Genomic DNA, 22,404 nt, shown 5'->3' with positions numbered 1-22,404 from the left:
TGGATCGGGTTTTACCACTCTGCCACTCTGGAAAGGATGGATGAACTATGTTGTACGTTCTCGTATTCCTCGCTGTCTCGTATCTGCTCTACACCTGCGGGGTGAAGTTTCAGACGCGCGGACATCTCCTTGGCAAAGGGTGGCTCGACCGTTGCGGCTACGTCTGTTTGATGACCGCTGCGATGGCGGTGACGTTGCCGACCGTCTTGTTGACAGTCGAACGTCTCGATCTGCAGCTCTCCGGCTATGCGCTGAGCTTGATCTCCACGCTCGGCACGGTGGCGCTCGGTGAGTTTTTGTATGCCCGCACGGCCAAAGTGTCTGTCAGGATGCTGGCGTTGTTGCGCGCAGAAGAGAGAAAGCGCGAGGCGTGACCTGGATTCGTGAGCGGGTCGATTTGATTTGATAGGATCAATCGTGATGACGGCTGCCAGGCCGTTTTCTGTTTTTTATATGTCCTGCAAAGGGGATGAGCGTTTGAGCAGTGGAAACATCCGCGAGACGATGAAGCAATTGATCAGCGACTGGGGCATTTCCGGTTATGAGCACGGCATTGCCGAGCGATTGAAGCACGTTTTGAAACCGTATACGACCGACATCCAAGTCGATAAAGTCGGCAACTTGATCGCACGCGTGCCAGGACTTGGTCCGGAGCCGCGCCCGACGGTGATGCTGGCGGCGCATATGGACGAGATCGGCCTGCTCGTGACCAAGATCGAGCCGGGCGGCTTTTTGCGCGTGGTCAACGTGGGCGGCGTCGATGCCCGCACTCAAGTGGCGCAAGAGGCGGTCGTGCATGCAAAGGACGGCGAGTATATCGGCATCTTCGGCACGAAACCGCCGCATCTGACCTCTCCTTCCGAGCGCGGAAAAGCGGCACCGCTCGAGGATTTGTTCCTCGACATCGGCATGCCGGAAGACATGGTGCGCTCTTTGGTGCGCATCGGGGATCCGGTGACGATCCGCCGCACGCCGCTGGAACTGCAAAACGACCGCATCTCCGGCAAGTCGCTCGACAACCGGGCGAGCATCGCCGCTGTGCTCGAGTGTCTGACCGAGATGCAACGATTGAAGGTCGGGACGGACGTGCTGGCTGTGTTCACCGTGCAGGAAGAGCGCGGTCGCAACGGTGCCGGACCGGCCGCATACGGCCTGCAGCCGGACATCGCCATCGCCATCGACGTGACGTTTGGCGACATGCCGGGCGGGCCGGTCGATGCATCGTTCCCGTTGGACGGGGGTCCGGCGATCTGCGTGGGGCCGAACCTCCACCGCAAGATTACGGCGGGTCTTGAGCGGACGGCGAAGGACCTGAACATGCACTATGAGCGCGAGATCACCCAGGGCGACTCGGGTACTGACGCGTATCCGATCCAGATCTCGCGTGGCAGCATCCCGACCGGGCTGGTTTCGATCCCGTTGCGCTACATGCACACGTCGGTGGAGACGGTGTGCTATCGCGACATCGAGCGGACCGGCAAACTGCTGGCTCACTATATCGCCGGGGTGGACCGGACGTATGTGGAGGGATTGTCTTGCTACTTAAAAAATTGACAGAAGCGATGGGTCCGTCCGGCTATGAGGATGAGATCCGACAGGTGATCTACGAAGAGATCAAGGATCACGTCGATCGCGTCTACACCGACTCGATGGGCAACCTGATCGCCGAAAAGGACGGCACGCGCCAGGGTCCGAAAGTGTTGCTGTGCGCGCACATGGACGAAGTGAGTCTGATGATCTCGCACATCGACTCGAACGGTCTGCTCCAGTTTCAGCATATCGGCGGCATCGATGACCGGGTGCTGATCTCCAAAGCGGTGGTGATCGGCGAGAACAAGATCCCCGGCGTGATCGGGGCCAAGCCGATCCACCACCAATCGGCCGACGAGCGCAAAAAGCCGATCGGGCTGAGCCAACTGCGCATCGACATCGGGGCGACGTCCCGCGAAGATGCGTTGCGAGTGGTCCAGCCGGGCGATGTGGCGGTGTTTGCGACGACGTATGAGGAGATCGGCCACCGCCGTGCCAAGTCAAAGTCGTTCGACGACCGCGTCGGCTGCGCGGTGCTGGTCGAGACGTTGAAAAAGTCGTTCGACGTGCCGTTGGTGTTCGGATTTGCGGTGCAGGAGGAGATCGGGCTGCGCGGTGCGGGCCCGCTGGCGTACCGCACCGATCCCGATCTGGCGTTGGTGATCGAAGGGACGCTCGCGTCCGATTTTCCGGGAACGCCCGCGCACGGGCGCGTCACGGAGCTCGGCCTCGGTCCGGCGCTGTCGATCATCGACGGGTCGACGATTCACAACCGCGCTTTCCTGCAGCACATGCAGCAGGTGGCGGAGAGCAGCGGCATCCCGTATCAGTTCCGCAAAGGGGCGGCGGGCGGCAATGACATCGGACGCATCCATCTGTCGCGCGAAGGCGTGATGTCGGGCGTGATCTCGGTGCCGACACGCTACATCCACGCTCCGTCACAGATGATCAGCCTCGATGACTACGAGAACACAGTGAAGCTGGTGGAGATGTTTCTCCGCAGTGTGGAACAGGGAGGACTCACGCGATGAAAGACACACTCAAGCAAAGTATCTCGCAGCTGGCGGAGAGCTGCGGCCCGTCCGGCAGCGAAGAGAAAGTGCGCGAACAACTGCGCAACATGGTCGCGCCCTACGCGGATGAAGTGCGCGAGGACGTGATCGGCAATTTGCTCGTCACCAAGCGCGGCATCGGCGTTGACCGCAAGCATCTGCTGCTGGTGGCGCACATGGATGAGCCCGGTCTGATCGTGATCCACATCGACGGCGACGGGTACCTGCGCGTGGCGCCGGTGGGCCCTGGCGAAGCGGCCTATCTGGTCGGGCAACGCGTGAAGTTCCCGAGCGGCATCGTCGGCGTGGTGGGCGCGCACGATGTGTCCGATCCGGGTGACGTGACGTTTGCCTCCCTGTACATCGACCTTGGCGTTGACTCCAAGGAGATGGCGGAGGAACTGGTGCAGATCGGCGAGTCCTGCGTGATCGTGCAACCGACCATCGAGCTGGCTCCGGACCGTCTGGTCGGCAAAGCGCTCGACAATCGCGTCGGTTGCTCGGTGGCGGCGGAAGTGTTGAAGCGGCTCAACGGCTGCCCGCATGATGTGACGGTGGTCTTTACCGTGCAGCAACATGTCGGCCAGCGCGGGGTCAAGCCGGCGGCGTTCGGCCTGTCGCCCGACTTTGCCCTCGTCCTCGACGGGGTGCGATCGGGTGATACACCGGGTGCGGATCGCATCGAGATCGGCCTTGGCAAAGGTGTTTCGGTCAAGATCATCGACAAGACGGTGATCATCCCGCCGCGCATCAAGAACTACCTCGTCGATCTGGCGGAGGCGAACGGCATTCCGTACCAGTTGGAAGTCTGTCCGGACGGCACGTCGGACGCAGGTTCGCTGCTGATCTCCCGCGACGGCATCCCGACAGGCGGCCTGTCGATTCCGGTGCGCTACCTCGTCTCCGGCTCGGAGATGGTCGACCTGCGCGATGCGGAAGCGGCTGCCTCCCTCGCTTTGCAAGCGTTGCAAAACTACCGCTGAGCGGCATGTTCATAGCAGACAGGAAGAAACCTTTGAGCGGATCGAAGGTTTCTTCTTCTGTTCAGGTGGAAGGTTGTCCCATAGGAACGCTTGTACTATAATGAGGGCGTACAGAGAGACGAGGGGAGTCGAAAGATATGTTGAGGTATCTGACAGCAGGCGAATCGCACGGCCCGGCTCTGACCGCTATCGTGGAGGGGCTGCCGAGCAATCTGGCGGTCGACATCGACGATGTCAACCACCAACTGTGGCGACGGCAACAAGGCTACGGGCGGGGCGGTCGTATGAGGATCGAGTCGGATCGAGTTGAGGTTATGAGCGGAGTGCGTTTTGGCAAGACGATGGGAACACCGGTGGCGTTGCTGGTTCACAACAAGGACTGGCGCAATTGGTCTGAAAAGATGGCGATTACCGGGGAGGCGCCGGACAGCGTAGTGGAGATCACCAAGCCCCGTCCGGGTCATGCCGATCTGGCAGGCGCATTAAAATATGGGCAAGAAGACGTCCGCAACGTGCTGGAGCGCGCCTCAGCCCGAAACACGGCGACGATGGTGGCGGTCGGCACGATCGCGCGGCAACTGCTGCGCCGCTTCGGCATGGAGGTCTACGGACATGTCGTCGAGCTCGGTCACGTCAAGGTCGATCAACTCGAAGGCACGATCCCGGAGATCGCCGAGCGGGCGGAAAAATCGGAAGTGCGCGTAGCCGACCCGGATGCGGAGCAGCGGATCATCGACGCGATCACGCAGGCCAAGGCGGACGGGGACACGTTGGGCGGGATCTTTGAGATCATCGTGACCGGCGTGCCGATCGGCCTCGGCTCGTACGCACACCCGGATCGCAAGCTCGACGGTCGTCTGGCACAGTCGCTGATGAGCATTCAAGCGATCAAGGGCGTGGAGATCGGTCTCGGCTTTGAAGCGGCTCGCCGACCCGGGTCGCAGGTGCACGACGAGATCGGCCACCGTCAGGGCGAGTATTACCGCCGCAGCAACAACGCGGGCGGACTTGAAGGCGGTGTAACCAATGGTCAACCGCTGGTCGTCCGAGCGGCGATGAAGCCGATCCCGACGCTGTACAAACCGCTGGAGTCGGTCGACATGCGGACGAAAGAGCCGTTCCGGGCGACGATTGAGCGCTCCGATGTGTGCGCGGTGCCGGCCGCTTCTGTCGTCGGCGAGGCGATGGTGGCGTGGACGGTCGCGCAGGCGTTCTTGGAAAAGTTTGGCGGTGACTCGGTGGAAGAGATGCAGGACAACTACGACAACTACCTGCGTCGGGTGGGCGAGCGATGATCCGCGAGCACGTAGGTCTGGAAGGCGGTCGTGCCTATGACATCGTGATCGGGGAAGGCCTATTGGAGCAGGTCGGCGGCATGCTCGGGGAACTCGGTGTGAGCGAGGCGTCCCGTCACCTGGTGATCACCGATGCCAACGTGCAGGCGGCAGGCTATCTGGAAAAAGTGATCGCGTCGATGGCGGCGGCCGGCTATGTGGCCGAGGTCTACGTGATCCCGCCCGGTGAAAGTTCGAAATCGCTGCCGTTGGCAGGCGAGGCGCTGGCGTTCGCCTATCAGTGCGGTCTCGATCGTCGTTCGGCGGTGCTCGCGCTCGGTGGCGGCGTGGTCGGCGATTTTGCCGGATTTGTGGCGGCGACGTATATGCGGGGCGTTGCGTTTGTGCAACTCCCGACGTCGTTGCTCGCTCATGACAGCGCGGTCGGTGGCAAGGTGGCGGTCAATCTCCCGCAGGCGAAAAATATCATCGGAGCCTTTCACCAACCGTTGTGCGTCGTCTATGACACGACGGCGTTGCAGACGCTGTCGTTGCGCGAGATGCGCTCCGGCGTGTCGGAGGCGATCAAGCACGGGGCGATTCGCGACCGCGACTTATTTTTCTGGATCGAGCAGCATCAAGAAGGTCTGCTCGCCAACGACTCGTCCCTGATGTCCGAACTGCTCGCCCGCTCGTGCCGGATCAAGGCGCAGGTGGTGGCGGAGGATGAGACGGAGCAAGGGGTGCGGGCGATCTTGAATTTCGGCCACACGCTCGGTCATGCGGTGGAAGTGCTGGCCGGGACGTACACTCACGGGGAAGCGGTGGCGATCGGCATGGTCGCGGCTGCCGACCTGTCGGTGCGGCTCGGTTTGTGCGCGGCGGAGGAAGCCGTGCTGGTCGAGCGGGCGATGGTCGCTTGCGGGCTGCCGACATTGATTCCGAACGAACTGGACGAAGCGGAACTGATCGAATCGATGCGAAAAGACAAAAAGGCGGCTGGCGGCACGCTGACGTTCGTGTTGCTGCGTGAGATCGGCCGCGTGGAGATCGTGGAGGACGTGCCGGAGTCGGCGGTGCGCGATGTGATTCGTGCGAGAAGGGAGGGGTAAGACGTGATGGAGATGGCAGTGCGCGGCATTCGCGGCGCGATCACAGTGACCGCCAACGACACGGCGGCGATCCATGAGGCGACGACGGAGCTGTTGCTGGAGATGGTGGCGGCAAATGGGGTGGTGACCGAGGAAGTCGCGGGCTGCTTCATCACCGCTACCCCCGATCTGAACGCCGCATTTCCCGCTGTGGCCATCCGCCAGCTGGAAGGCTGGCCGCTCGTGCCGCTGATGTGCGCGCAAGAGATGGAGGTGCCGGGCAGTCTGCCGATGTGCATCCGGATCTTGCTGATCGTCAATACGCCGGAGAGGCAGGCGGACATGCGCCATGTGTACTTGCGCGGGGCGGTTGTGCTGCGGCCTGATTTGGCCGAACCAAATGAGGATTCGGAAAATCGGGCTTGACGCAGGAAGTCGATCCGCGTATCATTTTAATAAGTTAAGATTATGAGAGCAAGTCAGTGAGAGCAGTTTGAGAGTGTTTAGAGAGCGTTTAGAGATTGATTTGAGAGAGCCTAGAGTGCAAGACATGAGTGAGATGAGCGCAGCAGAGACGAGTTGAGCAGAGCGGAGCAGGCAGAGCGGGATGGGTGAGCTATACCCATTTGCGCCTTTGTATATTCCTGTCCACGATGGTCAGAGCGTTGATGCTCTGGCCTTTTTTAGTACCCTTTGGGGCCTTTTACAAAAGACTAGCAGAGTTGAGAACAGCGGAGGAGTGAGTCGAGATGATCAAACAAGCACTGCACACGGTGATCAGCGGCGGCACGTTGACGGCGGAGGTCGCCGAACGGACGATGAGCGGGATCATGAGCGGAGAAGCGACGCACGCGCAGATCGCCGGTCTGTTGACCGCCCTGCGGATGCGCGGTGAGACGGTGGAGGAGATCACCGGGTTTGCCCGGGCGATGCGTCATCATGCGGCGAAAGTGGTGACCGCCGTGCCTGACCTCGTCGACACCTGCGGCACCGGCGGTGACGGAGCGGATACGTTCAACATCTCCACGACCGCGTCGTTTGTGGCAGCGGCGGCCGGGGCGAAGATCGCCAAGCACGGCAACCGTTCTGTGTCCAGCCGTTCCGGCAGCGCCGATGTGCTGATGGCGCTCGGGGTCAACGTCGACCTGAGCCCAGAGCAGGCGGCGGAGTGTTTGGAGGATCTCGGCATCTCGTTTATGTTTGCCCCGCTGTTCCACCAATCGATGAAACATGCGATGGCCCCGCGCCGGGAGCTCGGGTTCCGCACGGTGTTCAACGTGCTTGGTCCGCTGACCAATCCGGCTGGAGCTGCGCGGCAAGTGATCGGCACGTTCGCCCCGGATCTCGTCGAGAAAATGGCGGCTGCGCTGGCGGCACTGGGCACCGAGCACGCGCTGGTCGTCCACGGCGAAGATGGCCTCGATGAATTGACCGTCACCGGGCCGACGAAGATCGCAGAAGTGCGAAACGGCGTCGTGGAGCGCGTCTTCACCCTGACCCCGGAAGAGGTCGGGCTGGAGCGTCACGCGGCGGAGGAGTTGAGCGGCGGTGAAGCGCCGGAAAACGCGGCGATCACGCTGGACATCCTGCGCGGCAAGAAAGGTGCGCGCCGGGACATCGTGCTGTTGAATGCGGCGGCCACCCTGTATGTGTCGGGGAGCGCCGATACGATTGAACAAGGCGTGCGGCTGGCGAGCGACGCGATTGACAGCGGCAAGGCACTCGATATGCTGAACGCGCTGGTGCGCAAGACGCTGGGGTTGACGCAGGCAGAAAAGGAGTTGGCGTAATGATTCTCGACCGCATCGTGGAAGTGAAAAAAGAGGAGGTCGCACTCCTTTGCCAAACGTTTGACCGAAACCAAGCGTTGGAGACGATTGCCGAGCTCCCGCCGACTCGCGGCTTTGCGGCGGCGATCCAAAAGGCCGGAGAGATGGCGTTGATCGCGGAAGTGAAAAAGGCATCGCCGTCGAAAGGCGTGATTCGCGCCGATTTTGACCCGGTCGCCATCGCGAAAATTTATGAAAGCGCCGGAGCGACCTGCCTCTCGGTGTTGACCGATCACCAATTTTTCCAAGGGCATGCCGATTATTTGCGCGACATCCGGCGGGCGGTTTCCCTGCCGCTGCTGCGCAAAGATTTTATCATTGATGAAAAGCAGATCTACGAAGCGCGGCTGATCGGTGCAGACTGCATCTTGCTGATCGCGGCGATTTTGACGACGGAGCAACTGCGGGAATACGCTGCGTTGGCGAAGTCGATGGGTCTGGACGTGTTGACGGAGGTACATGACGAGGAGGAGTTGGAGCGCGTGTTGGCTGCCGGACAGCCGCAGTTGCTCGGCGTGAACAATCGCGATCTGCGCTCTTTCCACGTCGATCTGAACACGACAAACCGGCTGGCGAAACAGTTGCCTGCCGGGACGACGTTGGTCAGCGAGAGCGGCATCTTTACGCATGGAGACGTCGAGGCTGTGGCGGCAGCGGGGGCGAAAGCGATCCTCGTCGGCGAGTCGTTGATGCGGGACCCGGAGATCACCCCGGCTGTCGACCGACTGCTCGGCCGTCTGAATGCGGAGGCGTGATCGGGATGCGGATCAAAGTCTGCGGATTGAAGACACGGGAGGCGGTCGAACAGGCGGCCGCTCTTCCCATCGACTATGTGGGATTTGTCTTTGCCAAGAGCAAGCGGCAGGTGACAGCGGAGCAGGCGCGCGACCTGCTTGCGGATCTGCCCCGTTCTTTTCAAGCTGTCGGCGTGTTTGTCGACGCGGCGATGGACGACCTGTTGTTCACCGCGGAGACGGCGGGGCTTGACGTTTTGCAACTGCACGGGGAGGAGTCGCCCGCGTTTTGCCGGGAGCTGCGTGAACGCTCCGGGCGCGCCGTCTGGAAAGCGTGGGGCGTACGCGGGGATCACGGCGATCAACAGGTGGCCGAGTATGCCGACGCGGTCGATGCGGTGTTGCTCGACAACGCAAGGGGCGGCACCGGACAGACGTTTTCGTGGACGTCGATCCCGGCGTTGGCTGCGAGCCTGCCCGGCGTGCCGCTGTTTGTGGCGGGCGGGCTGCACCCTGGAAATGTGGAAGAGTTGATCAGCAGGTATCGCCCGGACGGCATCGATGTGTCGTCGGGTGTCGAGAGCGACGGCGTGAAAGACCCTGAGAAGATCACCGACTTTGTGATGAGAGCGAGGAAGGCCCAATGACCACCGCATACCCGGATAACAAAGGTCGCTTCGGTAAATTCGGCGGCAAGTTCGTCCCGGAAACGTTGATGAACGCGCTGGAGCAACTCGAACGCGATTACAATCATTATATAGAAGACCCGGATTTTCAAAAGCAATTGCAATACTACCTCAACGTGTACTCCGGCCGTCCGACGTCGCTGTATTACGCAAAAAACTTGACGGAACACCTCGGCGGGGCGAAGATTTACTTAAAGCGGGAAGACTTGAACCATACCGGCGCACACAAGATCAACAATACGATCGGCCAAGGTCTGCTGGCCAAGATGACCGGCAAAAAGCGTGTCATCGCGGAGACGGGCGCAGGCCAGCACGGCGTGGCGACGGCGACGGTGTCGGCGCTGCTGGGCTTGGAGTGTACCGTGTTTATGGGTGAAGAGGACATCGCGCGTCAGGAACTGAACGTGTTTCGCATGCGCCTGATGGGCGCCGAGGTCGTCCCGGCCAAGTCGGGCACGCGCACGCTCAAAGACGCGACGAACGAAGCGATCCGCCATTGGGTCGAACATGTCGAGGATACGTTCTACATCATCGGCTCGGTCGTCGGTCCCCATCCGTATCCGATGATCGTCCGTGATTTCCAGCGGATCATCGGCGACGAAGTGCGCGAACAGATCGTGGAATTGGAAGGCAAACTGCCGGATAGCATCATCGCCTGCGTGGGCGGCGGATCGAATGCGATGGGCATTTTCTACCCGTTCCTGCACGACGAATCGGTCCAACTGATCGGCGTGGAAGCGTCCGGCAAAGGCGTGGACACGGACGAGCATGCGGCGACGATCTCCAAAGGCTTGCCGGGTGTCATCCACGGCTCGCTGACCTACCTGCTGCAGGATGAGTACGGTCAGATCCAGCCGGCGCACTCGATCTCGGCAGGTCTCGACTATCCGGGCATCGGACCTGAGCACGCGCATCTCGCCGACACCGGCCGCGCACAGTATGTGCCGATCACAGACAACGAGGCGTTGGAGGCGTTCCAACTGCTGTCCCGACTGGAAGGGATCATCCCGGCGCTGGAATCGTCGCATGCGATCGCTCATACGATGCAGGTCGCGCCGACGCTGCCGAGCGACCACGTGATCGTCGTGTCGCTGTCGGGACGCGGGGACAAAGACGTGCATCAGGTGCTCGACATTTTGGGAGGTGCGGACAGATGAGCCGGATCGGTGCGATTTTCCAAGAGCTGAAAGCAAAAAACGAGAAGGCGTTCATTCCGTTCCTCACCGCCGGAGATCCGTCTTTGGAGATCACCGAGCGCCTGATCCTCGAACTGGACGCCAAAGGGGCGGACATCATCGAGATCGGCATCCCGTACTCCGATCCGCTGGCCGACGGTCCGACGATCCAAGCGGCGGCGGTGCGCGCTCTGGCTGGCGGTACCCGGATGCCGGACGTATTTGCGCTCGTCCGGCGCGTTCGGCCGCAGGTGAAGGCGGCGCTGGTGCTGTTCACGTACGTCAACCCGGTGTTCCAATGGGGCATCGACCGATTTTTTGAAACGGCAAAAGAGGTCGGCGCAGACGGCGCGATCATCCCGGACCTGCCGATTGAAGAGAGCGGAGAAGCGGCGGCAGCGGCAGCCAAACATGGCGTCGACCTGATCCCGTTGCTCGCTCCGAACTCTCGCGAGCGCATCGCGAAGATCTGCGAAGAGGCGCAAGGCTTCGTCTACGTCGTGGCGGCGCTCGGCGTGACCGGGGTGCGCGATACGGTCAGCGAAGACCTGCCGCAGTTGATCGCTTCGGTCAAGGAGCACACCGATCTGCCGGTGGCGGTCGGATTTGGCGTCGGGCGTCCGGAGCAGGCAGCGCAGATCGGCCGCCATGCGGACGGCGTGATCGTCGGATCGGCGATCGTCAAAGGCATCGGAGGGATCGCCGATGCGCTGGCAGCGGGTGATTCGGCACTGGCTGAGCAAAAGGAGCGCGAACTGATCGACTTCGCCGCGTCGCTGAAAGAGCCGTTGCGCTCGGCGGAAGCACCTCTGTAATCCACGTCCGATCTGCGGATCGGAGTGTTTTCCCGCAAGTGAGAAGGGGGCTTTTTGATGGAAATGAGAATCGAACCCGCGGCGTCTTTGCGCGGCGTGACGGCGGTGCCGGGAGACAAATCGATCTCGCACCGCTCCGTCATGCTGGGCGCACTGGCGAACGGGGTGACGCATGTCACCGGATTTTTGCCGGGGGCGGACTGTCTGAGCACGGTCGCTTGTTTCCGGCAGCTGGGCGTTTCGGTCGAGCAACTGTCGGCGACCGAACTGAAGGTGCACGGCGTCGGTCTGCGCGGTCTGCAGGAGCCGTCCGACGTGCTCGATGTCGGCAACTCCGGCACGACGATGCGGCTGTTGCTCGGCATCCTCGCCGGACAGCCGTTTCACGCGACGCTGACAGGCGACGTCTCGATCCGCCGTCGACCGATGGGCCGCGTGTCGGTGCCGCTGCGGCAGATGGGGGCGCACATCGACGGTCGGGAAGAGGGCCGTCTGGCGCCGCTGTCGGTGCGCGGCGGCGGTCTGCGGGCGATCCGCTTTGACTCGCCGGTCGCATCGGCCCAGATCAAATCGGCGGTGCTGCTGGCCGGCCTCTTTGCGGACGGCGAGACGGGCGTGCGCGAGCCGGAAGCGTCCCGCGACCACTCGGAGCGCATGCTGCGGGCGTTCGGCGTCGACGTGGCGGAAAAGGACGGCTACATCACGGTGCAAGGCGGCTCACAATTGATTGCGACCGACATCGAAGTGCCGGGCGACATCTCGTCGGCCGCCTTCCTGATCGTGGCGGCGGCGATCCGTCCCGGTTCCGACCTGACGATCCGCGGCGTGGGGGTCAACCCGAGCCGCACCGGCATCCTCGACGTGCTGCGCGAGATGGGCGCCCGCATCGACCTGCAAAACGAGCGCGAGTCGGGCGGCGAACCGATCGCCGACATCCGCATCCAAGGCGGCGAGTTGCGCGCGGTGACGGTCGGCGGAGCGACGATCCCGCGCCTGATCGACGAGATCCCGGTGCTGGCTGTGGCGGCGACACAGGCGGTCGGCGTGACGGTGATCCGCGACGCAAAAGAACTCAAGGTCAAGGAGTCGGACCGCATCGCCACCACCGCCGCCGAACTGCGCAAATTCGGCGCGTCGGTGGAGGAATTGGAGGACGGTTTGCACATCACCGGACCGACGCCGTTGTCGGGCGGAGCGGAGATTGCGACCTATCATGACCATCGGATCGCGATGGCGATGGCGGTGGCGGGACTGGCGGCAGACGGGCCGACCGTGATCCGCGATTGGGAAGCGGTCGACGTGTCTTTCCCTGGCTTTGGTCAACTTTTGCAAAATCTCAGATAATTTAGGTTGACAATCGAACAGTCGGTCGAGTAAGATAAACACATAAGCTTTAGTTCTGGTTTCTCTCCACTCCTATTCATTTAGTGCCTGTCCGCTTTGAGCGGGCAGGTCTTTTTTTGTTATGTAAGCGGTTTCGGCACGAGAACGGGAAGTGTGGTACAATTTTGTCGGGGGAAAGCAAAGGAGATGACCGTTGTGAACTTGGAACGAGAAGATCTGTCGCGCGAAGTGTTGCATGGCATCTTTTTGAAAATTTACGAACTGGAGTCGCTGAATATCGTCGCATCCAACCGCTGGCGGGAGGACGACAGCGCATTTCGCAATGAGGACATGCAGGGGGAGTACCTCTATGAACTGGTGACCCGCAACCGCGAATGGCTGGTCAAATTGCTCTCGGATCTGGATGCGATGGTCAGCATGTACCCGGCGTTCGTCATCTTGCCCCTCCTGCGAGCGTACGGCGCGTTGACGGTGCGGGTGCTCAAGGGCATCGACGAGCTCGACGGCGCGATGCTCTCGGTCTGGAAGGTGCTCAAGCGGCTGGAGCCGCACACCGCGACGGACGAGCAGGCTGAAAACGGCTGGGCGGTGATTCGCTCGGTCTGGACGATCCTGTTGAAGCCGGACGTCCTCGATTCATTGTAACGTTCGCATCCTGCTTGTCATGCTTGCCAATTCCGTGAATAGAATGATACGGAATGGACGGTCTGTGCAAGGGCCTAGCAGGCGGGGGGGACGTTTCCGATGAGGAGCTTGAAACTTTTTTATCATACGATCACCGCGCAGCTCGTCATCGTCCTGTGCATATTGATAAAGGTCTTGTTGATTCCTTTTTTGGTCTGGCGCTTGCTGGGAACGAGCCCGGTGGCGATGATCACGCTGGACGTGGCGACGATTGTGTTTGGCACGGCGGTGGCCCTGACGATGGGGCTGGTCGGCTATTGGCAGGCGGCTCATTTCAGCCGCGAGCGGCGGTTTCGCGAGTCGGTGCGCTATATGTTGCTGATCTTCGCGCCGCTGGCCTGCTTTTTGCTTTACAAAGGCGTGTACGGCGCAGCATGGGACACGGAACTGCTGTTGCTGTTCTCCGGCTGGGCTTCGATGTTCGCGCATCCTCTGAACTTGGTCGGATTTTACGGGCAGTGGGTGGACAGCGTGGCGTTGGTGGCGATGGGCGGCTGCTATCTGCTCGGCGTGTTCGTCTACCACGACGAACACCGCTCCGTGCCGCGTCAGCCGCAGCCACCGGCGGTTCCCTTGCGGCAACGGCTGAAATGAATCTGTCGAAGAGAACTTCTCTTCGACAGATTTTTTTTATCCTTGTATAGAGAACGGATGTTCGCGTATAATGAAGATAACATTACAGGAACAAACGTTCCCTTTTCGATGGGGGTAAGAAAATGGCTGGCTATAACGTAACAGACAAGCGCCGCGTCTTGCTCGTCGACATGAACTCGTTCTATGCGAGCGTCGAACAGGCCCAAGATTCGGCCCTGCGCGGCAAGCCGGTGGTGATCTGCGGCGATCCGGAGCGGCGCAGCGGCATCGTGCTCGCCGCCTCCAAAGAGGCCAAGGCGTTTGGGGTCAAGACGGTCGACCCGGTCTGGATGGTCAAGCAAAAGTGCCCGCAGGCGATCCTCGTGCCGCCGCGGATGGAGACGTACATGGAGGTGTCCGTGCGGATCCTGGACATCGCCAAACGCTTCACGCCGCAGGTGGAGGTGTTTTCCATCGACGAACTGTTCCTCGACGTGACCGGGACGGAAAAGCTGTGGGGCGACGCGTGGGAGGTCGGGCGGATGTTTCGCAGGCTGGTGTTGGAGGAGACGGGGGTGCGCTGTTCGGTCGGCATCGGGCCGAACAAGCTGGTCGCCAAGGTCTGCTGCGACAACAAAGCGAAAAAGGCGCCGGAGGGGATCTGGGAGTGGCGGCGGGAGGACATCGCCCGCGAGATGCATCCGCTGCCGGTGCGCGAGCTGTTTGGCGTCGGCTCGCGGATGGAGCGGCATTTTCAGAGCCGGGGCCTCGTGACGATCGGCGATCTCGCCGCGTACCCGCTGCACCTGCTGCGCAAGCGGTTCGGGATCATGGGCGAGGTGTTTCATCTCTCTGCCAACGGGATCGACTACAGCCCGGTCACGCCGAACACATTTCGGCAGGACATGAAGGGCTGCGGCCACATGATGACCTTGCCCCGAGACTACGAGACGGCACAGGAGGTCGAGGTGGTGCTGCTCGAATTGACGGAGGAGGTCTGCCGCCGGATGCGCCGGATGCGCAAGGGCGGGCGGACAATCCACATCCACTGCGGTTACAAGGGGATGACCGGCGGCTTTTCCCGCCAGACGTCAGTGCCGGTTCCGACCAACATCGCCGGCGATGTCTATGAAGCGGCGCGCCGGTTGTTTCACCAGCATTGGGACGGTACGGCGGTGCGTTCGATCAGCCTCTCCGTGGAGAACCTGACCGATGACGACGAGCAGCAGCTCGACCTGTTCCGCGACCGCGAGCGGGAGCGGCGTCTGGCCTACACCGTCGACCGGATCAAGGAGCGCTACGGCAACACCGCGCTGGTGCGAGCCGCCTCGCTGACCCGGGCGGGGCAGGCGTTTGAGCGTTCGAAAAAAATCGGCGGACACTTCAAGTAAACAGGATCCAAGCAAAAAAAGTTGATTTGTCGGAATTTAACCACTTGTCAGATTCGAACAGTTAGATTATAGTATATTCAGGGAAGGGTAAATGATAGTTACGAATTAGGGAGGTTTGTTAAATGAAAAAGATGAAAAACAAAGCGGCACTGACGCTGGCAGTAGCTCTCGGTGTATCGGCAGCAGCAGGAATCGGCGGCAACGTGGCCCAAGCAGAAGCAGCTCCGCAAAAATATTTGGTCGTCTTCAAGCAACAAGCAGGTCTTCCGAGCGGTTACGAAAGCCTGATCGAAAACGCAGGCGGTAAAGTGACCCGTTCCATCCCGGCACTGGGTGCCGTTCAAGTCGAGGCATCCAGCACCGACTTCCTGAATGCGGTGGAAACCTCCAGCCTCGTACTGGATGCGAGCGTGGAGAAAACGTACTTCCCGGACGTCATGTCCGACGCGACGACGGAAACGACCGTCCAAGCGGTTCCGTACGCAGGTGCTGACCTCTACAACACCTACCAATGGGACATCAAGCAAATGACCAGCAACGGCGCATCCTGGAACCTCCTGGGCGGCACCGGCAAATCGGTTGACGGCAAAGACATCGTCGTCGCAGTCGTCGACACCGGCATCGACTACACGCACCCGGATGTAAAGAACAACTACGCGTACGGCAAGTCCTTCGTGCCGGGCTACCCGGATGCGTTTGACCAGAGCGGTCACGGCACCCACGTTGCAGGCTCCATCGCAGGCAACGGCCGCATCCTCGGCGTCGGCCCGGATCTGAAAGTGGCGGCATACCGCGTCTTCGGCCCGACCGGCGGGGCATCCACCGCTGACCTCGCGGCAGCTCTGCACACGGCAGCTGACGACAACGTAGACGTCGTCAACATGTCGCTGGGCGGCTACGACTGGTACCAAGATCCGTCTCTGACGACCCAAGCTGTCGTCGCGGACGTGCTCCTGTTCAACCGCGCGATCGAATACGCGGTAAAAAAAGGCGTCACCGTCATCGGTTCTGCCGGCAACAACAACGTCGACATCTCCAAGCCGGGTGAACTGACCCGCGTGCTGATGGGCGAAGATGCAAAAGGCACAACGCACCGCAGCCCGAGCTCCCCGCTGCTGATCCGCGTTGCGTCCAACGGCGAAGCGCTCAACCGTGCGTACTACTCCAACTACGGCAACGGCAAGATCGACGTCACCGCTCCGGGCGGCGACTACGGCACCGCGTGGCTGGAAACTCGCAACCCGGCTCTGCGCATCGGCACCAAACGCGCACTGTCCTCCGTACCGGGCGGCTACGCTTGGTACCAAGGCACCTCGATGGCTGCTCCGAAAGTTGCAGGTCTCGCAGGCGTGATCATCGCAAAACACGGCAAAGACGTGCTGAGCCCGGCGCAAGTCAAGCAAATCATCAACAACACGGCAGTTGACATCAACAAGCCGGGTTACGATGAAGAGTCCGGCAACGGTCTTGCATCCGCACTGAACGCACTTCAATAAATCACGACTTTTCAAATACAGACAGCCGAGTTTCCATCGAGGAAGCTCGGCTGTTTGTTTGTCTGTTTACAGCTGGAGGAAGAAGTTACAACTTGCGAAATAACGGTCGCTAAGTTAACATAATGCACATAGGGAGCGCACCACATGAACAGCGATTCATGTCAGCTTCCTCCTTCGAAAAATTGGACAACACAAGATGTGCGTCTCAGGCAGCCGGTGCTCATGACCACCTGCTGTTAATGAAACGAAACCCGCCCTGGCTAGGCGGGTTTTTTTTGTATTACGATCCCAACTCATTTTTGGCCAAATGATAGAAACTCCAGACTAAGCCAAGCAGCAAGCAGACAAATGCCAACGTGTGATCTGCCATCGTCATCGCTTCTCCTTCGCTGTGGGTCGAGTGGTTGTGAGATCATCATATGGGGAGAACTTGGCCCTGTGAACCGCTTATTTTGGCGGAACTTCTACTGTATTTTCGACTTTGATTTCGCTATAATGGCAGATAGCGAATGGCATAGGAGAAAGGAGCAATGGACAGATGAGCGGCGTGAACAACGAAGGGTTTGTTCAAATCGAAGATCTCGACCAACACGCAGCCGATGCACACCGCCCGACGATGGCGGAGCGTCAGCGCGTCGACTACCGGACGATCGCCAAAGACGTCGGCCGACTCGGCGAAGGCAAACAATATTTCATCCGCACCCACGGGTGTCAGATGAACGAGCATGACACGGAGATCATGGCCGGCATGTTGGAAGAGATGGGATACGCCCCGGCAAACGTGATCGAAGACGCTGATTTCGTGCTGTACAACACTTGCGCAGTCCGTGAAAATGCGGAGGACAAGGTGTTCGGCCACATCGGCACGCTCAAACCGATCAAAGCGAAAAATCCAAACCTGCTGATCGGCCTGTGCGGTTGCATGGCACAGGAAGAGGTCGTGCGCGAGAAAGTCCGCGTCAAACATCCGCATGTCGACATCGTCTTTGGCACGCACAACATCCATATGCTGCCGGAACTGATCGAGCAGGCGCATCACAGCAAAGAGACGATCTTCGAGGTCTGGGATGCGGCGCAAGGCACCGTCGAAAACCTGCCGAAGATGCGCAAGGACGGCGTGCGCGCCTGGGTGAACATCCAGTACGGGTGCAACAAGTTTTGCACCTACTGCATCGTCCCGTTCACCCGTGGCGAGGAACGCTCCCGTCTGCCGGAAGACATTCTCAACGAACTGCGCGAACTGGCGGCAGAAGGATATAAAGAGATCTATCTGCTCGGGCAAAATGTCAATGACTACGGGCTGGATCTCGGCCACATCGACTTTGCCGATCTGATGGACATGGCGGCGGGGGTCGAAGGGATCGAGCGCATCCGCTTCACCACTTCGAACCCGTGGAACTTTACCGACAAGCTGATCGACACGATCGCCCGCCATGACAAGATCTGCAACAACATCCATCTGCCGGCCCAGTCGGGCAACTCGCAGGTGTTGCGCCGGATGAAGCGCGGCTACACCCGCGAGGAGTACCTCGATCTGGTGGAACGGATCAAGGCGCGCATCCCGGACGTGTCGTTGACGACCGATATCATCACCGGGTTCCCGGGTGAGACGGAGGAGCAATTCCAAGACACGCTGTCGCTGCTGGAGACGGTCCGCTACGACAGCGCGTACACGTTCATCTACTCGCCGCGCGCGGGGACTCCGGCGACCCGTCTGCCGGACGACGTGACGGAGGCGGAGAAAAAAGACCGCCTGCTCCGTCTGATCGGGCTCCAGGAGCGCATCACCTCCGAACACGCGCAAGAGATGGTCGGCAAGGTCTATTCTGTGCTGGTCGAAGGCGAATCGAAGACCAACAAGAACGTGCTGCAGGCGCGCACCGAGAGCAACAAGATCGTGCACATCGAAGGCTTTACGCCGGACGAGATCAAGAGCATGGTCGGTCAGATGATCTTGGCCAAAATCGTCGAATCAAAAACTTGGAACCTGCGCGGCGAACTGCTGCCGGAAGGGGTAACCGTATGAACATCCTGTTAGAAGAACGTCCGCAACTCGCACAAAAGGCGCAACACATCGCAGGCATGGTCACGCAGACGCTGGAGATGTCGATCTTTAAACAAGCGGAGCAAGACCTGCGCACCGACGAACAAGCGCAAGGCCTGCTCCAAGCGGTGCAACAAAAACAGGCGACCGGCGAAGACGTCGATCACCTGCTCGACGAGTTGGAGCAACTCGACGTGGTCCGCCGCTTCACCATCGCGCAAGAGGGTCTGTCGGAAGTGGTCTCCCACGTCACGAAGATCCTCGCGGCGGTGCTGTCCGACCGCGTCGACCTCGTCACCGAGTCGGAAGGCGGCGGCTGTGGCTGCTGCCCGGCAACGGGCTGCGCAGGCAAGGAGGGCACCGGTCCGGAACTGTGCGGCGGTGAAGGCCCTTCGAGCTGCGCAGTATAAAAAGAGCGGAAAAAAGAGAAACAGAGTGCAAAGGGAATTCCCGTTGCACTCTGTTTTTTTCTTTGTGTGACAAAGGGTGGAGGTGTCACGAGTCTTGACCGAGTATCTGCAAACGTTGGCGGTGGTCGTGTGCGTATCGACCGTTTTGTTCCTCTGCTTGCTGGTTCCAAGCACGGCGTTTCGCGAATACAGAGGACTGGAATTTCGGTCGTCGAGCTGGAAGGACCGGTGGCGGGGCAGGCTGATCAAGGCGTCGGTTTTTGGCGTCCTCATCGCCTATACAATCGCGATGCTGCCAGCTTTTCGCGACTTGCCGCATGTCTGGCAAAAAGAGTATCAGACCACAGTCGGCCTCGTGGAGGAAGTGGACGCGGAGACTGACTCTTTTTGGCTGCATCAAAACAATCTCAAGTTCGAGTACTCGCCGCGTGATGTCGAGATCGTGCGTTACCGATCTTATCGTCTCTATCATCTCCCGCACACTCGTATCGTGATGAAGGCGGAGGAAATTCGCCCTGGGGACGCATGAGAACAGGGACGACCCCGATTCTTTTTGTTATAATGGATGGATGTTCACAAGGTAACTGATCGAAATCGGGAGGAATCCTTTTTATATGGCACGTTATACACCGATGATGGAACAATATTTGGCTGTCAAAGCAGGGGTCCCTGATGCTTTGCTGTTTTTCCGTTTGGGCGATTTTTATGAACTGTTCTTTGAAGATGCGGTGACGGCGTCCCGCGAACTGGAGATCACGCTGACCGGTCGCGAAGGCGGGATCGGCGAAAAGATCCCGATGTGCGGCGTCCCGCACCATTCCTCGGAAAACTATGTGTTGCGCCTCGTGGAAAAAGGCTATAAAGTCGCGATCTGCGAACAGGTCGAGGACGCAGGCGCCGCCAAAGGCATCGTCAAGCGCGAGGTCGTGCGCGTTGTCACGCCGGGCACGGTGATGGAGAGCAAAGTGTTGCAGGAAAAGGCCAACCGCTATCTGGCTTCCTGTGTGGAAACGAACGGCCGCTACGGGCTGTCGTTTTGCGACCTGACCACCGGGGAACTGCTCGTCGTCGAGCACGACACCGAGCAGGCGATGCTCGACGAAATGCTGCGCCATCAACCGGCGGAGATCGTGGTGCCGGCCGGGGAGAAGGACGCGCTGTATGCACAGACGATGAAAGATCTGCTCGGCTCGGTCCTGACGAGCGGGGAAGAAAAAACGCATCGCACCGACCGGGCGACCGAGGTGCTGCTCGCTCATTTTGAAGTGATCTCGCTGGACTCGTTCGGCCTTGCCCGCAATCCGTTGGCGGTGGGAGCGGCGGGGATGCTGCTCGCGTATCTGGAGGTTACACAAAAGCGCAATCTGCACCATCTGAAAATGCCCGCCTATATCACCAGCGATGAATACATGACGCTGGACTCCTTCACCCGCCGCAACCTCGAACTGGTCGAGACGCTGCGGGACAAAGGCAAGCACGGCTCGCTGCTCGGCCTGCTCGACGAGACGGTGACGGCGATGGGCGGACGCTTGCTGCGCCGCTATGTCGAGCGTCCGCTGGCCAACAAGGCGCGGATCGAGGAACGGCTGGACGCGGTGCAGGAGTTGCACGGGCAGTTGATGTTGCGCGCCGACATGCGCCAGTTGCTCGATCAGGTGTACGATCTGGAGCGACTGGTGGCCCGCGTCGCGTACGGCTCGGCCAACGCCCGCGATCTGCTCGCCATCGCCTCGTCGCTGGCGGTCTTGCCCGCGCTGAAAGGGCGGCTGCTCTCCGCAGAGGCGGGGCTTTTGCGCCAGATCGCCGACAAGATCCAAGACTTTGATGAACTGGTCGACCTCGTGCAGCGAGCCATCGTTGACGAGCCTCCGGTCTCGGTCAAGGATGGCAACGTGATCCGCGACGGCTACCACGACCACCTCGACACGCTGAAGACCGCCTCCCGGGACGGCAAGCGCTGGATCGCCACGCTGGAGCAGGAGGAGCGGGAAAAGACCGGCATCCGCTCGCTGAAAGTCGGATTTAACAAAGTGTTCGGCTACTACCTCGAAGTCTCGAAGGCGAATATCCAACACGTCCCGGCGACCTACGAGCGCAAACAGACCCTGACCAACGGCGAGCGCTACATCACGCCGGAACTGAAAGAAAAAGAATCGCTGATCCTCGAAGCGGAAGAAAAGATGGTCGATCTGGAATACCAGCTCTTCGTCGAAGTCCGCGACGAGGTGGCAGGCGCTCTCGGTCAGATCCAGCAGGCGGCCGAGGCGATCGCGCAGATTGACTGCCTGCAATCGCTGGCGACCGTGTCGGCCAACCGCCGCTACACCCGTCCGCAGATCGAGACGGATGACCGCCTCCTGATCACCGAAGGACGGCATCCGGTCGTCGAAGCGATGCTCAAAGGCGAGCCGTTCGTCGCCAACGACACACTGCTCGACAACAGTTCACACCAGATCGCGCTGATCACCGGCCCGAACATGGCGGGCAAATCGACGTACATGCGCCAAGTGGCGTTGATCGTGCTGTTGGCTCAGATGGGCTGCTTCGTCCCGGCCGATCATGCGGAGATCGGCATCGTCGACCGCGTCTTTACGCGCATCGGGGCGTCTGACGATCTGGCAGGCGGCCAGTCGACGTTTATGGTCGAGATGGTCGAGCTGGCAAACATCCTGCATCACGCGACGCGCAAAAGCTTGATCATCCTCGATGAGATCGGGCGCGGCACCTCGACGTTTGACGGCATCTCCATCGCGCAGGCGGTCGTGGAGTTTCTCCATGAAAATCCGAAAGTGGGAGCCAAGACGCTGTTTGCGACGCACTATCACGAGTTGACCCGCTTTACGGAGTCGTTTGCGGGGGTGCGGCATTACTCGACGCACGTGCAGGAAAAAGGCGACACCATCGTCTTCCTGCGCAAGATCCTCCCGCAAGCGGCCGACCGCTCCTACGGGATTCAAGTCGCAAAACTGGCGGGGCTGCCAAACGACGTATTGGCCCGCGCCCGGGAGATTCTGGCCGAACTGGAAGAAGGCCAAGTGCAGTCTGCTGTCAGCCCGCAGGCGGAAATGGTCAGGGAAGCAGCTCCGACGTACGAGGTGAAAACAGAAGCAGCGCCTGAAGTCAAAGCGGCAGTCGAGCCGCAAACGAGCGCGCAGTCGTCGCAACTCTCGCTGTTTGCAGCGGAGCATCCCGTGGTCGAGGAGCTGCGCGGGCTCGATGTGATGCGTTTGACGCCGCTCGATGCGATGAACATGCTCTATCAACTGCACCAAAAAGCGCGGGGAAGTGAATAG

The 22,404-nt window shown here is 60.5% G+C and carries 21 protein-coding genes; all 21 read left to right on the top strand.

Annotation, left to right across the window (positions count from 1 at the left end; translation table 11 throughout):
- Window positions 1-47: 47 nt before the first annotated feature.
- Complete coding sequence (locus tag OS242_RS02760) at window positions 48-374, top strand: hypothetical protein (RefSeq protein ID WP_267150116.1); 327 nt, start codon at window positions 48-50, stop codon at window positions 372-374.
- Window positions 375-477: 103 nt separating this feature from the next.
- The gene (locus tag OS242_RS02755; protein ID WP_267150115.1) at window positions 478-1,554 is read left to right on the top strand and encodes a M42 family metallopeptidase; all 1,077 of its coding nucleotides are present in this window, start codon (window positions 478-480) and stop codon (window positions 1,552-1,554) included.
- Complete coding sequence (locus tag OS242_RS02750; protein WP_267150114.1) at window positions 1,536-2,561, top strand: M42 family metallopeptidase; 1,026 nt, start codon at window positions 1,536-1,538, stop codon at window positions 2,559-2,561. Before OS242_RS02755 ends, OS242_RS02750 begins: the two co-directional genes overlap by 19 nt.
- Window positions 2,558-3,565 (top strand): M42 family metallopeptidase, encoded by a 1,008-nt coding sequence (locus tag OS242_RS02745; protein WP_267150113.1) that lies wholly within the window; start codon window positions 2,558-2,560, stop codon window positions 3,563-3,565. Before OS242_RS02750 ends, OS242_RS02745 begins: the two co-directional genes overlap by 4 nt.
- A 137-nt stretch (window positions 3,566-3,702) precedes the next feature.
- On the top strand, window positions 3,703-4,860 hold the full coding sequence (aroC, locus tag OS242_RS02740) for a chorismate synthase (RefSeq protein WP_323372885.1): 1,158 nt from the start codon (window positions 3,703-3,705) through the stop codon (window positions 4,858-4,860).
- The gene (gene aroB / locus OS242_RS02735; RefSeq protein ID WP_267150112.1) at window positions 4,857-5,951 is read left to right on the top strand and encodes a 3-dehydroquinate synthase; all 1,095 of its coding nucleotides are present in this window, start codon (window positions 4,857-4,859) and stop codon (window positions 5,949-5,951) included. Before aroC ends, aroB begins: the two co-directional genes overlap by 4 nt.
- A gap of 12 nt (window positions 5,952-5,963) precedes the next feature.
- Window positions 5,964-6,356: a chorismate mutase gene (gene aroH / locus OS242_RS02730; RefSeq protein WP_267150414.1), complete on the top strand. Its 393-nt coding sequence runs from the start codon at window positions 5,964-5,966 to the stop codon at window positions 6,354-6,356.
- Between the two features lie 323 nt (window positions 6,357-6,679).
- Entirely contained in the window at window positions 6,680-7,720 is a 1,041-nt protein-coding gene (gene trpD / locus OS242_RS02725; protein ID WP_267150111.1) for an anthranilate phosphoribosyltransferase, read from the top strand.
- Complete coding sequence (gene trpC / locus OS242_RS02720) at window positions 7,720-8,514, top strand: indole-3-glycerol phosphate synthase TrpC (protein WP_267150110.1); 795 nt, start codon at window positions 7,720-7,722, stop codon at window positions 8,512-8,514. The genes trpD and trpC overlap by 1 nt, the downstream gene beginning before the upstream one ends.
- Window positions 8,515-8,519: 5 nt before the next feature.
- Window positions 8,520-9,140 (top strand): phosphoribosylanthranilate isomerase, encoded by a 621-nt coding sequence (locus OS242_RS02715; RefSeq protein ID WP_267150109.1) that lies wholly within the window; start codon window positions 8,520-8,522, stop codon window positions 9,138-9,140.
- Entirely contained in the window at window positions 9,137-10,336 is a 1,200-nt protein-coding gene (trpB, locus tag OS242_RS02710; RefSeq protein WP_267150108.1) for a tryptophan synthase subunit beta, read from the top strand. Before OS242_RS02715 ends, trpB begins: the two co-directional genes overlap by 4 nt.
- On the top strand, window positions 10,333-11,169 hold the full coding sequence (gene trpA / locus OS242_RS02705) for a tryptophan synthase subunit alpha (protein ID WP_267150107.1): 837 nt from the start codon (window positions 10,333-10,335) through the stop codon (window positions 11,167-11,169). Before trpB ends, trpA begins: the two co-directional genes overlap by 4 nt.
- Window positions 11,170-11,226: 57 nt before the next feature.
- The gene (gene aroA, locus OS242_RS02700) at window positions 11,227-12,513 is read left to right on the top strand and encodes a 3-phosphoshikimate 1-carboxyvinyltransferase (protein WP_267150106.1); all 1,287 of its coding nucleotides are present in this window, start codon (window positions 11,227-11,229) and stop codon (window positions 12,511-12,513) included.
- Between the two features lie 195 nt (window positions 12,514-12,708).
- Window positions 12,709-13,158, top strand: coding sequence for a hypothetical protein (locus OS242_RS02695; RefSeq protein WP_267150105.1), 450 nt, complete (start codon window positions 12,709-12,711; stop codon window positions 13,156-13,158).
- A 99-nt stretch (window positions 13,159-13,257) separates the two neighbouring features.
- Window positions 13,258-13,791: a hypothetical protein gene (locus OS242_RS02690; RefSeq protein WP_267150104.1), complete on the top strand. Its 534-nt coding sequence runs from the start codon at window positions 13,258-13,260 to the stop codon at window positions 13,789-13,791.
- Window positions 13,792-13,913: 122 nt separating this feature from the next.
- The gene (locus OS242_RS02685; protein WP_267150103.1) at window positions 13,914-15,161 is read left to right on the top strand and encodes a DNA polymerase IV; all 1,248 of its coding nucleotides are present in this window, start codon (window positions 13,914-13,916) and stop codon (window positions 15,159-15,161) included.
- Window positions 15,162-15,283: 122 nt separating this feature from the next.
- Window positions 15,284-16,657, top strand: a complete 1,374-nt coding sequence (locus tag OS242_RS02680; protein ID WP_267150102.1) for a S8 family serine peptidase — start codon at window positions 15,284-15,286, stop codon at window positions 16,655-16,657.
- Window positions 16,658-17,195: 538 nt separating this feature from the next.
- Window positions 17,196-18,683, top strand: coding sequence for a tRNA (N6-isopentenyl adenosine(37)-C2)-methylthiotransferase MiaB (gene miaB / locus OS242_RS02675; RefSeq protein WP_267150101.1), 1,488 nt, complete (start codon window positions 17,196-17,198; stop codon window positions 18,681-18,683).
- Complete coding sequence (locus OS242_RS02670; RefSeq protein WP_267150100.1) at window positions 18,680-19,111, top strand: YlbF family regulator; 432 nt, start codon at window positions 18,680-18,682, stop codon at window positions 19,109-19,111. Before miaB ends, OS242_RS02670 begins: the two co-directional genes overlap by 4 nt.
- Before the next feature lie 94 nt (window positions 19,112-19,205).
- The gene (locus OS242_RS02665; protein ID WP_267150099.1) at window positions 19,206-19,640 is read left to right on the top strand and encodes a hypothetical protein; all 435 of its coding nucleotides are present in this window, start codon (window positions 19,206-19,208) and stop codon (window positions 19,638-19,640) included.
- Between the two features lie 85 nt (window positions 19,641-19,725).
- Entirely contained in the window at window positions 19,726-22,404 is a 2,679-nt protein-coding gene (mutS, locus tag OS242_RS02660) for a DNA mismatch repair protein MutS (RefSeq protein ID WP_267150098.1), read from the top strand.

Origin of the sequence: Tumebacillus lacus, from assembly GCF_026410385.1 — a bacterium.
Taxonomy (GTDB): domain Bacteria; phylum Bacillota; class Bacilli; order Tumebacillales; family Tumebacillaceae; genus Tumebacillus; species Tumebacillus lacus.
This window is presented reverse-complemented; position numbering and strand designations above follow the sequence as displayed.

What these genes read in the sequence shown, in the direction of transcription:
- OS242_RS02760 (WP_267150116.1), top strand. Translation starts at nt 48, where the DNA reads ATGTTGTACGTTCTCGTATTCCTCGCTGTCTCGTATCTGCTCTACACC.
- OS242_RS02745 (WP_267150113.1), top strand. Translation starts at nt 2,558, where the DNA reads ATGAAAGACACACTCAAGCAAAGTATCTCGCAGCTGGCGGAGAGCTGC.
- aroC (WP_323372885.1), top strand. Translation starts at nt 3,703, where the DNA reads ATGTTGAGGTATCTGACAGCAGGCGAATCGCACGGCCCGGCTCTGACC.
- aroB (WP_267150112.1), top strand. Translation starts at nt 4,857, where the DNA reads ATGATCCGCGAGCACGTAGGTCTGGAAGGCGGTCGTGCCTATGACATC.
- aroH (WP_267150414.1), top strand. Translation starts at nt 5,964, where the DNA reads ATGGCAGTGCGCGGCATTCGCGGCGCGATCACAGTGACCGCCAACGAC.
- trpD (WP_267150111.1), top strand. Translation starts at nt 6,680, where the DNA reads ATGATCAAACAAGCACTGCACACGGTGATCAGCGGCGGCACGTTGACG.
- trpC (WP_267150110.1), top strand. Translation starts at nt 7,720, where the DNA reads ATGATTCTCGACCGCATCGTGGAAGTGAAAAAAGAGGAGGTCGCACTC.
- OS242_RS02715 (WP_267150109.1), top strand. Translation starts at nt 8,520, where the DNA reads ATGCGGATCAAAGTCTGCGGATTGAAGACACGGGAGGCGGTCGAACAG.
- trpB (WP_267150108.1), top strand. Translation starts at nt 9,137, where the DNA reads ATGACCACCGCATACCCGGATAACAAAGGTCGCTTCGGTAAATTCGGC.
- trpA (WP_267150107.1), top strand. Translation starts at nt 10,333, where the DNA reads ATGAGCCGGATCGGTGCGATTTTCCAAGAGCTGAAAGCAAAAAACGAG.
- aroA (WP_267150106.1), top strand. Translation starts at nt 11,227, where the DNA reads ATGGAAATGAGAATCGAACCCGCGGCGTCTTTGCGCGGCGTGACGGCG.
- OS242_RS02690 (WP_267150104.1), top strand. Translation starts at nt 13,258, where the DNA reads ATGAGGAGCTTGAAACTTTTTTATCATACGATCACCGCGCAGCTCGTC.
- OS242_RS02685 (WP_267150103.1), top strand. Translation starts at nt 13,914, where the DNA reads ATGGCTGGCTATAACGTAACAGACAAGCGCCGCGTCTTGCTCGTCGAC.
- OS242_RS02680 (WP_267150102.1), top strand. Translation starts at nt 15,284, where the DNA reads ATGAAAAAGATGAAAAACAAAGCGGCACTGACGCTGGCAGTAGCTCTC.
- miaB (WP_267150101.1), top strand. Translation starts at nt 17,196, where the DNA reads ATGAGCGGCGTGAACAACGAAGGGTTTGTTCAAATCGAAGATCTCGAC.
- OS242_RS02670 (WP_267150100.1), top strand. Translation starts at nt 18,680, where the DNA reads ATGAACATCCTGTTAGAAGAACGTCCGCAACTCGCACAAAAGGCGCAA.
- mutS (WP_267150098.1), top strand. Translation starts at nt 19,726, where the DNA reads ATGGCACGTTATACACCGATGATGGAACAATATTTGGCTGTCAAAGCA.